This window comes from Pseudoalteromonas sp. SG44-8, assembly GCF_014164125.1.
Classification (GTDB): domain Bacteria; phylum Pseudomonadota; class Gammaproteobacteria; order Enterobacterales; family Alteromonadaceae; genus Pseudoalteromonas; species Pseudoalteromonas rhizosphaerae.
Genome location: NZ_JACJEQ010000033.1, coordinates 1 through 12710 on the forward strand (window position 1 = coordinate 1; position 12710 = coordinate 12710).

At 40.4% G+C, this 12710-nt stretch carries 12 protein-coding genes and 3 tRNA genes; 8 read left to right on the forward strand and 7 right to left on the reverse strand.

From position 1 onward, the window contains the following. Positions 1–325: 325 nt before the first annotated feature. The 4 genes from H5163_RS18195 to uvrD form a co-directional block, all read right to left on the reverse strand. On the reverse strand, positions 326–1174 hold the full coding sequence (locus H5163_RS18195; RefSeq protein ID WP_145242578.1) for a chemotaxis protein: 849 nt from the start codon (positions 1172–1174) through the stop codon (positions 326–328). 66 nt (positions 1175–1240) lie between these two features. Beyond that, the gene (locus H5163_RS18200) at positions 1241–2245 is read right to left on the reverse strand and encodes an ABC transporter substrate-binding protein (protein WP_259399834.1); all 1005 of its coding nucleotides are present in this window, start codon (positions 2243–2245) and stop codon (positions 1241–1243) included. Positions 2246–2318: 73 nt separating this feature from the next. Further along, positions 2319–4412 carry a GNAT family N-acetyltransferase gene (locus H5163_RS18205; RefSeq protein WP_182735696.1) on the reverse strand — a complete coding sequence of 698 codons (2094 nt, stop codon included), beginning with the start codon at positions 4410–4412 and terminating at the stop codon, positions 2319–2321. Then, positions 4390–6555 (reverse strand): DNA helicase II, encoded by a 2166-nt coding sequence (uvrD, locus tag H5163_RS18210; protein ID WP_145242582.1) that lies wholly within the window; start codon positions 6553–6555, stop codon positions 4390–4392. Before uvrD ends, H5163_RS18205 begins: the two co-directional genes overlap by 23 nt. Positions 6556–6882: 327 nt before the next feature. Here uvrD and H5163_RS18215 point away from each other — a divergent pair, with 327 nt between their 5' ends. The 3 genes from H5163_RS18215 to H5163_RS18225 all read left to right on the forward strand — a co-directional run bounded on the left by H5163_RS18215 (position 6883) and on the right by H5163_RS18225 (position 8395). Beyond that, positions 6883–7107, forward strand: coding sequence for a hypothetical protein (locus H5163_RS18215; RefSeq protein WP_145242571.1), 225 nt, complete (start codon positions 6883–6885; stop codon positions 7105–7107). Between the two features lie 111 nt (positions 7108–7218). Continuing rightward, positions 7219–7587, forward strand: a complete 369-nt coding sequence (locus H5163_RS18220; protein WP_145242569.1) for a YacL family protein — start codon at positions 7219–7221, stop codon at positions 7585–7587. Positions 7588–7771: 184 nt separating this feature from the next. Next, positions 7772–8395 carry a dUTP diphosphatase gene (locus H5163_RS18225; RefSeq protein ID WP_182735697.1) on the forward strand — a complete coding sequence of 208 codons (624 nt, stop codon included), beginning with the start codon at positions 7772–7774 and terminating at the stop codon, positions 8393–8395. Here the strand turns inward: H5163_RS18225 and yrfG are convergent. Then, the gene (gene yrfG, locus H5163_RS18230) at positions 8392–9042 is read right to left on the reverse strand and encodes a GMP/IMP nucleotidase (protein ID WP_182735698.1); all 651 of its coding nucleotides are present in this window, start codon (positions 9040–9042) and stop codon (positions 8392–8394) included. The two genes, H5163_RS18225 and yrfG, sit on opposite strands and share 4 nt — an antisense overlap. Before the next feature lie 61 nt (positions 9043–9103). On the opposite strand from yrfG, the gene nudE reads away from it, so the two are divergent. The 5 genes from nudE (at position 9104) to H5163_RS18255 (ending at position 10977) form a co-directional block, all read left to right on the forward strand. Beyond that, positions 9104–9676, forward strand: a complete 573-nt coding sequence (nudE, locus tag H5163_RS18235; protein ID WP_179959231.1) for an ADP compounds hydrolase NudE — start codon at positions 9104–9106, stop codon at positions 9674–9676. Further along, the gene (gene cysQ, locus H5163_RS18240; protein WP_145242561.1) at positions 9669–10466 is read left to right on the forward strand and encodes a 3'(2'),5'-bisphosphate nucleotidase CysQ; all 798 of its coding nucleotides are present in this window, start codon (positions 9669–9671) and stop codon (positions 10464–10466) included. The genes nudE and cysQ overlap by 8 nt, the downstream gene beginning before the upstream one ends. 142 nt (positions 10467–10608) lie before the next feature. Beyond that, positions 10609–10685, forward strand: a tRNA-Met gene (locus tag H5163_RS18245). A 78-nt stretch (positions 10686–10763) separates the two neighbouring features. After that, positions 10764–10840: transfer RNA gene (locus tag H5163_RS18250), tRNA-Met, on the forward strand. Between the two features lie 60 nt (positions 10841–10900). Further along, a tRNA-Met gene (locus tag H5163_RS18255) sits at positions 10901–10977 on the forward strand. Between the two features lie 773 nt (positions 10978–11750). On the opposite strand, the gene H5163_RS18260 is transcribed toward H5163_RS18255, so the two are convergent. After that, positions 11751–12023 carry a hypothetical protein gene (locus tag H5163_RS18260; RefSeq protein WP_145242551.1) on the reverse strand — a complete coding sequence of 91 codons (273 nt, stop codon included), beginning with the start codon at positions 12021–12023 and terminating at the stop codon, positions 11751–11753. A 12-nt stretch (positions 12024–12035) separates the two neighbouring features. Beyond that, positions 12036–12611 carry a Fe-S biogenesis protein NfuA gene (nfuA, locus tag H5163_RS18265; protein ID WP_145242549.1) on the reverse strand — a complete coding sequence of 192 codons (576 nt, stop codon included), beginning with the start codon at positions 12609–12611 and terminating at the stop codon, positions 12036–12038. Positions 12612–12710: the final 99 nt, after the last annotated feature.

The window sequence follows — 12710 nt, forward strand, 5'->3', positions numbered from 1 at the left end:
CCCGACTAGCAATAGTCGGGCTTTTTTACGTCTGGAATAAAGTAAAATGAAGGTTCGAGGTGAAAGGTAATAGTTTAGAGGAAAAGAATAAGCGCCTAATGCCGACTCTATACATTTGCTATGTGACTTTTTATCGCTGTAGGCACCACGACATTGCTAGGCTCCAAATTGAGAAAGCCGCTTCAGAAATGAAGCGGCTTTTTTACGTCTGTAGGAAAGCTAATGGCTTCGAGCCGTCAGTGTTAACCTTTGACATGTATGCGCCATTTTTAATCTTGAGAAACTAGCGCCCTTTAAAAGGAACTGCTATCTAGAAAATGCACTTCTAAAACAACCCATATTCTGCTGTTTCTTCAGCATGTTGATGCATTAAGTGATCAGGTCTAAAGATTGCACTTGGGTCTATGAGTACGCTATGTTTATGCTCAAGTTTTATTAATCCTCGCATCATATTTTTGGTCTGCGGGTCAATGTCAAAACCTACATCTGTTAGCTTATCTAAAGGCTTGATATCTTCTTTTTTATAACTGATATTATCCTCGACTTTATCAACAAGTAGTCCTATATGTGGGTTTCTACCATCTTTAGTTGTGAAAATGATGATTGGTTTATAATCTAAAATAATTTGTTCTTTGGCTGATTCGAACAGTCTAATTAATTGCATAAAATTGCTGTTTCGCTCAATATTTAGGTCAATAAGAGCTTGCTTTGGATTGCCTTTTTTTACTAGTTCAATTAGCTTATTAGCACGACTATACAAGCGTGCATGAGGGATCTTAAATCGTTCTATAATTGCTTTAAGATCTTCATTTTCGGTTTTAAAGCTGCTGTACCATTTTGCAAAGTTAGATTGCTGAATGTCAGTGTTGTGGTTAAAAGGTTGATTTTGGTTAATGCTATTTTCAAGTGCGAAAAACCATTCGTGTTGTTTTTGTTCCCACTCACTAAATAAATTCACTAATGATAAGTTGGTATCTTGTGTTGATTGTTTGTTGAGAATAATACCTAGATCAAATATTGGAGTGGGGGTTTCCATATAGTCTTTAACACCAATAAAACTTTTATTGTCGTTAGGTAATGAGGTTAAATTATCTTCAAAGCGTTCAGTTAAAAGTATGTCGAGAATTTTTAATGAAATTGTTTTCTGGCCTACTCTAAAATTAATTAAGTCCATAGTGTCCTCACCTCCTAAATATATAGCTTAATAATAGAACATTATTTAGAAAGCGCAGCTATTTTGTTAAAACACAGAGCGATAGACAGTATGCTTATTCTTATCAGTTTTATTGACGAATAACGCGTTTATTTGTTTATCTTCACTAAAAATAATATTTAGGCGCTGCATTAAACAATTATGTTGCAGTGGTTGCGGGCAGCGTTGTGCTGCGGCGCTAAACACCATTGCATTGAGATAGCCTTCAAAGTGCAGACGACTAGGTGTGCTAACTTGCGCTGCAGCCATATCTTTGAAGAATTCAGTGCACCAATAAGCGTTACATTTATTAGGGTTAGGAATTACTTCGGTCGCCATAAGTTTACTGGGGTATTTTAGGCGAGCAAATAAGTCATTGCTTGAGGCAAAAGATATACTGGTGTAGTCAGGCATAAACTGTTGTTCATATGCGCTATTTATAAATTCAGATAATGGTTTGTATGTGCCGACTAAGCAAATGGCAGTAGCACCGCTGGCTTTTAGTGCTGTGAGAGCATCCTTAATATCATTACTATTTCGTTGATAGCGAGCGACTTTAACTGGCTTTAGATTGTGTTTGGCGAGCGATTCTCGCAATCCAGATTCTACTACAAGACCAAATTCATCTGCTTGAATTAAAAACCCAATACGTGTGTGATTGTTTTCTTCGACTAGGTATTTTATTTGCTCGTCAGCTTCATCATCGTAGCTAGCTCTTATGTTGAATACATTAATTGTTGGCTGATAATGCAAAAATTTAGCGCCGCTGTAAGGCATTAAATATGGAATTTGCAGTTGTTCAAGGATTGGTAAAACAGCAAAGCTTGTTGGAGTTCCCATTGCACCGAATAGCGCATCTACTTTGTCTTGATAAATAAAGTGACGAGTATTACTTACTGCGCGTTTTGGTTCATAGCCATCGTCGGCGACTATTAATTCTACGTGTGCTCCGTTGATACCTCCGTTTTTATTTAGCTTGTTAAAATAGATATTACTACCTAGGTAAAGTTGTTCACCAATTTGTTTGGCAGGTCCTGTTAACGCGGTAGACATGCCTAATTTTATCGCTGGCTTGTTCTCGGCATAGGCGAAATTGCTATGTGAAAATGAAAAGAAGAAAAGAACGCTAAGGTAATTTTTTAAGTAAGTATTGTTCATACCAATTAGTAACAGCCTGTTTGAATAGTTTATCGAGTGATTTTTTACCACGGATCTGTAAAACTATTTGTGCCTTTTGTGATGACCAGTTTTGTAATATTAGTCTAATAAAAAGACATTTGGTATTTTCATCGCAATTAGATAAGCTGCTTGGTGTGCACCAAAGTGTCCGCCACAATAAAGGTTTGATGGTAAAAATTTGGTAATCTGTTGTTAGTAATGCAGCTAGACGTGTATCTTGGATGTTATCAGCGTTATGTTGAGCACAGTCACGCAGTACTTGTTCGACTAATTGTTGATCTAACTGATTGAAATGATCAAGTAGTTGCAATGCAAAGTCTGATTGAAAATCAGTTTTCAGATTTTTAATTAGCGAGCTGCGATCAGTTAAACTTTTAGCCACAAGAGCTGCATGTTCTGCAGTCGCTTTATCTTGCATAAAGCCTAGTTTAACTAAACTAAACCCCGCCATTTGCCAAAACTTGAGTAGGCTCGCATTAGCGCCAAAACTGGCTCCAAACCAGTCACAGCTTGATGCTAGTTGCTGTTCACAATGAGTAATAAGTTGTGAACCAATACATTTACTATGCTGTGATGGAGCTACAGCAATGCGCACAACACGAGCACACAACCTTGTTAGTACGTCAGCATTAGCACTTAACTGTGCTAATGTTTGCGCCATCAAATGCCCCTGTGGGCGACGTTGACCACTAACAACCTGTTGACTCAAGTCTGCGGTTAAACCGCCTTCAATCGCAATTAGGCATACTGCAATAATAACGCCTTGTTGCTGACATACAAAGATGCGTTGCTCTGTCGCGTCGAGTAAGTGGCGCAAGTCATTCACGCTAGTTTGATAATGCGCTAATGCTAATAGCCCAATGACTTGACGCAGTAGTGCTTCATTTTTAGCAAGGTGTTGGGGAGTCAGTTCAGAATAGAGCAGAGCGCTGGTGTCTAGCGTAATATCTTGATAATCGGCGTCAAGTGCTAACAAATTACAAATATGCTGTTCTAGCGGATCATTCGCTGCGAAGCGAATTGGTTGCTCTAGAGTAACACTATGCATATTTTTATAATGTTGCTCTAGGTAACGTTTGAATTTTAAAGTATACCCGCGGCCATTCCCTTCATAACCTACCATAGTGCTGGCAAATATAATGCGGGGATAATGCGTGAGCATTTTAATTAATAATGGTACTGGGATCGCAGCAGCTTCATCAACCAACAATACATCACAGTCAGGTAGTTCATTTAGTAATTGATCGGGTGCAATATAATGCAAGTTGGCGAGTTGTTTATCCCGAGTTTGATAGCTTAATCCTCGTGCTGCGGCAAAGTGTTTAAAACAGCTGTGTAGGGCGTTAAACTGCTGTGCACAAATGAGTATTTTTTTATCGTTAAGTGTTGCAGCAGCAAGCCCTAAAGCCGCCGATTTTCCGCGGCCACGATCTGCGCTGATCAATAAAGGGCGATTGGCTCTACCGTTGGCAGTTCTAATGATTTGCTCGATGCAAAATTGCTGTTCAGTTAGGTTTATTTTACCTGCTAGCTGGCTTGTTTCTGGTAACGTTTGCCAGCCTGATTGTTGGCTGAGGTGCAGATACAAATTACTCTGGAGTAAGTGTGCAAAGCGTTGGTTAAAATAACTCTGCTGTTGTTGTTGAGCAAATGATTGAAAGGCGGTCAGTGCTGGGTCACACCAATAGTGTAAATCATCAAGTTCTGGCAACAATACAATAAATAAACCGCCAGCCTGAACAGTGCCACTAAGAGCAGCAAATTTGTCTGGCACTAAGCCACTAAAACCGTCATAAATAACATGCTGAAATTCTTGGCCAAGAATTTGATGAGTATGTTCAGGCCAGCTACTGTCAGTGAGTTCGCCACTAGTTGATAATACCTTAACAAGCGGATGGCAAAGTTGCTTGAGTAACTCATTAGCCTGTTGATAACACCAGTTTTGTTCGCCAGTAATGAGTAGCAATTGCCTATGTTTAGCATAGGCAATTTGCGGTAGGATATTACTTATTAACGAGTTAAATGGCTTGTAGTCGTGCATAAACAGTTACTAACCACTTACTACCAAAGTCATCAAAATTCACTTGTACGCGAGATTGAGCGCCACTGCCTTCGTAATTAATAACCGTTCCCATACCAAATTTTGCATGTAATACGTGTTGTCCTAAGCTAAAGCCACTTTCTTCAAATACGGCATGACTTACTGATGAGCTAAATCGTCCTGCTGCGGGTGGTCGCGATACTTGAGTTTTAATACGAATTTCTTCAATACAATCTTCAGGCATTTCACGTAAAAAGCGTGATGGACTGTGGTACTTTTCTTGACCATAAAGACGGCGGCTCTCGGCATGGCTAATATAGAGTTTTTCCATGGCGCGAGTCATGCCGACATAACAAAGACGACGCTCTTCTTCTAACCGACCTGATTCTTCATTACTTTGTTGAGATGGGAACATGCCTTCTTCAACACCAACCATAAATACGAGTGGAAACTCTAAGCCTTTCGCTGAGTGCAACGTCATCATTTGCACTGCATCTTCATGTTCTTCAGCTTGACCATCACCGGATTCCAGTGAGGTATAAGCCAAGAATCCTTGCAGTGGTGAGCTAAACTCTTCATCTTCCGGGAGTTCGTATTGGCCACAGGCGCTGATCAGCTCTTCTAAGTTTTCTACCCGAGCGCGGCCCTTTTCGCCTTTTTCTGCTTGATACATCGCCATTAAACCAGATGTTTGAATAGCGTATTTCGCTTGCTCTTCTAAAGTGAGATCACCAATTTTATCTTCAATATGTTCTACCAGTTCAACAAACTTAGTAACAACCGTCGCCGCACGTCCTGATAAATGTTGTTGTTCTACGATGGCTTTGGCGGCGTACCATAATGGCAATGATTCGCTACGCGCACAATCGCGAATATGGCTTAAGGTTTTATCGCCAATGCCACGAGCAGGAGTGTTAATCACTCGCTCAAATGCAGCATCATCCTGACGATTACCTACGAGCCGTAAATATGCCAGCGCATCTTTAATTTCCTGACGTTCAAAGAAGCGCATACCGCCGTAAATGCGGTACTTCAAGCCTTCTTGTAACATGGCTTCTTCAAGTACCCGCGATTGCGCGTTACTACGATATAAAATCGCCGCATCTTGTAGGGCATTACCAGCGTTTAACCAGCTGCGTAATTTGCTGCTTACAAAGCGCGCTTCGTCTAATTCGTTAAAAGCGGCATAAACAGAAATAGGTTCACCATCATTGCCATCAGTCCAGAGGCTTTTACCCATTCGGTCTGAGTTATTTTGAATAAGTGCATTAGACGCTTTTAGAATAGTGGCAGTAGAGCGATAGTTTTGTTCAAGGCGAATAGTTTCGGCTTTAAAATCGGTCAAAAAGCGCTTAATGTTTTCAATTTTAGCACCACGCCAACCGTAAATACTTTGGTCATCATCACCTACGATCATGATGCTGTTGGTATCGCCGGCTAATAATTTAAGCCATGCATATTGAATGGTGTTGGTATCTTGAAACTCGTCTACTAGCATATGGGCAAAACGTTGCTGGTAGTGACGTAGTAAGGTTGGATTATTTTTTAGTACTTCAAAACTACGTAATAAGATTTCGGCAAAATCAACTAATCCTGCTCGATCACATGCTTCTTGATAAGCGGTGTAAACTTTAAGCATCATTTGTTCGTTGATGTCGTAAGCTTGGATATCTTTGGGGCGCAGACCTTCATCTTTCTTGGCGCTGATATACCAGCCAAACTGTTTTGCAGGCCATTTTTTGTCATCAATATTCATGGCTTTTAATAAGCGTTTGATCATTCTAAGTTGATCATCAGAGTCTAAAATTTGAAACGCTTCTGGTAAGTTTGCTTCGCGATGGTGGGCGCGCAATATACGGTGTGATAAGCCATGGAAAGTACCAATCCACATACCACCTACTGGTGCTTGAAGGGCTTGTTCAACGCGCGTGCGCATTTCTTTAGCTGCTTTATTGGTAAAGGTTACTGCAAAAATACTATAAGCGGAGGCTTGCTCAACCTGCATTAACCATGCGATACGATGAACGAGTACTCGAGTTTTCCCAGAGCCTGCGCCAGCAAGCACCAGCATATTTTGGAGTGGGGCTGCAACTGCATCCCGTTGTTTATCATTTAAACCGTCGAGTAATTCTGAAACGTCCATCATCACGCCTTTTCAATCAATATTAAAAGCAGTATAACAGGTGTTTTTGTTAGGCTAAATAAAATACTGTTTTTATAACCAGTTAATTTAATACATAGTCTAAAGGCTTTAAAAACTTAATGATTCATTTATAGTCATTTTTTAGCTAAGCTAGATCAATGGTGTGAAGTGATATCGCCAATTTGACTTATATTTAGTAAAAATCACGATTTTAGCTAGTTCTTCGTATTACCGTTGATTTTAACATATTGATTTTTAATAACTAAATAATTGGCATGAAGAATGTAAGTAGATAAGAATAAAATTAAATTAATAATTGAGGTTAACATGGCAGAGCAAGGTTCAGGCGGTAATGTTATCGCAGCGATTTGTAATATATTTTTCCCAGGTTTAGGGCAGTTAGTTCAAGGCCGGATCATGGCGGCAATTGGTTTCTTCCTAGCGTGGGTTATTAGTGGCGCGCTTATTTATGTTGCGATTGGTTTTATATTACTGCCGATCGTCTATATTTGGGCAATCATTGATGCCGCGCGGTTTAGATCTTATCGGTAGCTGTATCACTTCAAAGAATAGCGCTTTTTAGCGCTATTTTTGTCACTGGCTTTATTTATTCAGCACTGACTAGGGTATAATCCCGATCATTAGTTGTATTTAGGTAAAGTTATGGAATACCAATTTATACGCGATCCAATAAGTGGCCTGCGGATTAAAATTAGCAGTGAACATGCGGTTATTGGCCGTTGGTTAAATGAAGAGATCGGCAAAGACAAAATTGCTATGGTACAAGCTTTAATAGCCTCAGTATCAAGTAGTTTTGAGCCGTTAACGCTACAGGGCCAAGAAATTGATTTGATCTTAAATAAAGATGAAGCCATTTTTGAAGCCCATGCCTTGCACCAAGACTCTGAAGATTTATTTGCTTATCAAGATGATGAGCTTATGCTCGAGGAAAATGGTTTAAGTAGTGGCTGTGGTTTTGAAGATTTTGTTGATCTGATTAATTCATGGCAAGAATTTACTACAGGTAGGTAGCCGTCAGTTTTCAGTTAGCAAAATATCCTCGGGTGCCGCGTAATGAAATGCTCTTAGCTATATTGGCAATATTTGTGTTAGCGACCTCTGCGTATTAACCACAATCAGCACGTAGAATCGATTTCATCGAAGAGTATTTATCTGTATTATTAACTACAATTAAAAAATAGTAACCGGAAGAGATATGTCTGCCAATTTAAATAAACTCGTGGTGATGCTAGAAATGCAAAATGCCATGAACACCAAAGTTCATGATCAATGGTTTAGCCAAGGCTTTGAATGGTATCGCGCTATTTGGGTTGAATGCGCTGAAATGCTTGATCATTACGGTTGGAAATGGTGGAAAAAGCAAACTCCAGATACCGAGCAAGTTATTTTAGAATTGGTTGATATTTTTCACTTCGGTTTATCGTTACGCATTGATGGTGAGACCAGTTATTTAGAGCTTGCTAAGCAGTTGGAACAACAGTTAAGTGCACCGCAACAAGCTGATGATTTCAAACAAACGTTAGAAATTCTCGCCGCGTCAGCCGTCGCTGAGAAAACCTTTAACGCCGCAGCCTTCGCTGGATGTATGGCGCAAATAGGTATGGATATTGATTATTTATATCGAGGCTATGTAGGTAAAAATACGCTTAATTTTTTCCGCCAAGATCATGGTTATAAAGATGGTAGCTACATTAAAGAATGGCATGGCAAAGAAGATAACGAGCATTTAGTTGAGGTCGTTAAAAGCCTGAATACGGAACATGCTGATTTTGCAAAGCTTGTATATCAAGGCTTAGAGGCTCGCTACCCTAAAAATTAAGGCAGCATGTCACGAAAATCAGTGACGCTCAAATAGTCACTGATTTCATTGTGCGGTTGTTTACTATCTGGGTTTGCAACCGCCAATAAATGGCCAATACCATATTCTTTTGCGGCGTTTAGTACCGCTAAACTGTCGTCAACGAACAGCGTACGCTGCTTATCAAAACCTAAATCGAGTTGTACTTGCTGCCATAAGCTTTGCTGCTCTTTACTCACACCATATTGATGAGTCGACACCACACCATCTAAATAGTTATCAATACTGGTTTTTTCAAACTTGAGCATGACACTTTCCGGGTGTGCGTTGGTAAGTAAAATCAACTCTTTACCCGCTTTTCGCAACGATGTTAAAAATGCAGGTACATCCTCACGCATTTTAATGAGGTGCTGATGCTGATATTTTAGCTCCATAATAGGTAAATTAAGTTGTTGTTCCCAGTAATCTAAGCAATACCATTGGATTTGACCGCTAACGGCTTGATAGCGTTTTAATATATCCGCTTGGGCTTGTGCCAAACTAATATTCTTTGCGATAGCGAGTTGCTCAGGGATCACTGTCAGCCAAAAGTGATTATCAAAATGGAGATCGAGCAAAGTGCCATCCATATCTAGCAGCACAGTATCGATTTTTGACCAATTTAACATAGGAATTTCATCTTATAGGGTTTATTATTGAACTAACTGCCATGATAGCAAATTAATGCCAATGACACAGAAAAAGCACCCAACACCACCACAAATTCTTCGCACCGAAGTTGTTGCTAAAAGCCGATTATTTACGGTGGAATCACTTGAATTAAAATTTTCAAATGACGAACAGCGTCAATACGAACGGATCCGCGGCGGTGGCCGAGGGGCTGTAATGATAGTGCCATTAACAGCTGATAATGAATTACTGTTAGTACGAGAATATTGTGCTGGCACTAATGATTATCAACTAGGCTTCCCAAAAGGCTTAATTGATCCTGGTGAAACACCAGAACAAGCAGCAAACCGAGAATTAAAAGAAGAAGTTGGCTTTGGTGCTGAGCAACTTCAGCCACTTAAAGTGGTTTCAATGGCACCCAGTTACTTTAATGCGACTATGCACATATTGTTTGCGCAACAACTTTATCCGCAAACTTTAGTTGGGGACGAGCCAGAACCATTAGTGGTTGTTAAGTGGCCATTAACCGATTGGCAGTCATTATTACAACAATCAGACTTCACCGAAGCACGAAGCGTTGCAGCTTTGCTATTATTAACTAAGCATTTAGAATCAGGAGCTGCGAATGATTGAATTACTTGAGCCATGTATTGAGCTTGCGCAAAGCGCTGGTGCTGCGATTATGGCTATTTACAAGAAAGATGATATTGGCCAGCAAGAAAAGTCAGATCACACACCTGTCACTAAAGCCGATTTAGCCGCTAACGATGTGTTAGTTGCTGGATTAAAAGCACTAGCGCCAGATATTCCTATTATGTCAGAAGAAACACCAATCCCTGCTTTAGCGGATAGGCAAGATTGGCAGCGCTATTGGTTACTCGATCCAATGGACGGTACCGGTGAGTTTATTTTAGAAAGCGGCGACTTTGCGGTAAATATCGCTTTGATTGAAAACAATCGCCCAGTGCTTGGGGTGATTTATTGGCCAGCGAAAGAGACAACTTACTTTGCCAGTTATCAAAATGGTGCATTTAAGCGTGTCGATGGCGTAGAGCAGCAGATCAATGTTGCCACTCCAGATAACTTAACTTTGGCTGTTAGTCGTCGTCAAAAAATTGAAGCTGTTAGTCAATACTTGAACGCGCAGTTTACAACAGTTGCTGTAGGTTCATGCTCTTTAAAAGCATGTATTGTTGCTGAGGGTAAAGCTGACTGTTTTTTACGGATAGGGCCAACAGGTGAGTGGGATACGGGAGCATCGCAAATAATTGTTGAAGAAGCAGGTGGCTGTATTACTGATGCTGAATTTAATCCATTAACCTACAATCAGCGTGAGAGTACAGAGAACCCTGACTTTATAGTGATGGGTCACCCTGATTGGGAGTGGCAAAAAATGATCAGTCCACACCAAAGAGCGCTTTAATTACTCTGTTTGTTTGCTTTTTGTTCGGTTGAACAGCTTTAGGCAGTTTAACTGTTGCATTATAATATGATTCCTATACTATAGCGCTCTCTTCGAAACAGGCTCGCAAATAACGCGAAACCGTTGAAAAAGAAATTACAGGCGCGGGATGGAGCAGCCTGGTAGCTCGTCGGGCTCATAACCCGAAGGTCGTCGGTTCAAATCCGGCTCCCGCAACCAATTCTTTTTAAGAAGCGGTTACTGTAAACTCTAGGTGAGAGTTAAAAATCACTAGTCGATAGACTTAAAATATACAGGCGCGGGATGGAGCAGCCTGGTAGCTCGTCGGGCTCATAACCCGAAGGTCGTCGGTTCAAATCCGGCTCCCGCAACCAATTTTTATTGGAAGCCAAGTTGTCATGTATAGCAACTATAAATAAATCTGCAATTTCAGGCGCGGGATGGAGCAGCCTGGTAGCTCGTCGGGCTCATAACCCGAAGGTCGTCGGTTCAAATCCGGCTCCCGCAACCACTGAAATCAAGTAATAATGAATCGACACTCTTAATGAGTGTTTTTTTATGTCTAAAATTCAGTGAAATAAATAGCTCGTCGGTCTCAGCTCTACATTAGCCAGCAAAGGCCATCTATTTAAATCCGGCTCCCGCAACCACTGAAATCAAGTAATAATGAATCGACACTCTTAATGAGTGTTTTTTTATGTCTAAAATTCAGTGAGTGCAAAGATTGGGCTACTCATAACCCGAAGGTCGTCGATTCGTTCTTCATAAATTCTGGCTCCCGCAACCATTGAAATAAAGTAATAATGAATCGACACTCTTAATGAGTGTTTTTTTTGTCTGAAATTTAGTAACACGCATAAGTTGGGTTACTCATAACCCGAAGGTCATCGATTCGTTCTTCATAAATACTGGCTCCCGCAACCATTGAAATAACAAGTTCTATTAAATCGAAACGCCTAAAGCGTGTTTTTTTATGTCTAAAATTCAGTGAGTGCAAAAATTGGGCTACTCATAACCCGAAGGTCATCGATTCGTTCTTCATAAACACTGGCACCCGCAACCAACTGAAATAAAAATTAAGAATGAATAGACACTCTATATGAGTGTTTTTTATGCCTGAAATTCAGTGAAGATCTTGATGTTGCTATATAACCCGAAGGTCGTCGGTTCGCTCTCCATAAACTCAGGCTCCCGCAACAACTGAAATAAAGTAAGACAAATTAAATAGGTATTGTTGATGAGTGCTTTTTCATGGCAGTATTTTGATAGAACCTAGAGCTTTGGCTATTTCCAAAGATCAGGATCTTCTTCTGGACGGGAATCTTTTCTGTCTAATACCTGCGAAAAGCGATTAGCAAAGATACCTAAGTAGCCCCAAGCGGCGAAGAATAGTGCGATGGCTAAAATTACTAAGCCGATGATTTGTAAGCTGTAGTGGCTATAATAGCCGAGGGTGATTAATATCACGGCTAGCACAAACAGTGCTAAGCCGCGTAAAAAGCGCTTTAAACTGAGCTTAGGCTCTGAACCTAAGCGATATATCAGCGGCTTTAGCATGACTGCCTACTATTAATAGTAAGAATGATCGCCAGCTTTGTGATCAGTAATATCAGCAACACCGGTGATTTCATCGAACTTAGCAATCATTTCTTTTTCAATGCCTTCTTTTAGTGTGACATCGATCATAGAACAACCATTACAGCCACCGCCAAATTGAAGAACAGCAATACCTTCAGCAGTTACTTCTACAAGGCTAACTTGGCCGCCATGGTTAGCAAGCTGAGGGTTAACCTCTGTTTCTAACATGTGTTGAATACGTTCGTTAAGTCCTGCGTCATCACCGATTTTACGGGCTTTAGCATTGGGGGCTTTAAGTGTTAACTGAGTGCCCATTTTGTCGGTAACGAAGTCAATTTCAGCTTCTTCTAAAAATGGCGCGCTTTCTGTGTCAACTACAGCATCAAAGCCGTTAAAAGGAAGACGAATATCGGTGGCTTCTACTGCATCTTCAGGGCAGTAAGATACACCACATTCCGCTTGTGATGTGCCAGGGTTAACAACAAATACGCGAATATTTGTTTTTTCAGCTTGGTCAGCTAATAATTTTGCAAAATGCGATTGTGCGGTTTCGGAAATAGAAATCATAAAACAACTATACTTGACTAAATTACTCGGATACTGGTTATCATACTCCGCTCATCGCGTTGTCGCCAGTGTTGAGCGTAAAAATTTGGCATCTATTTT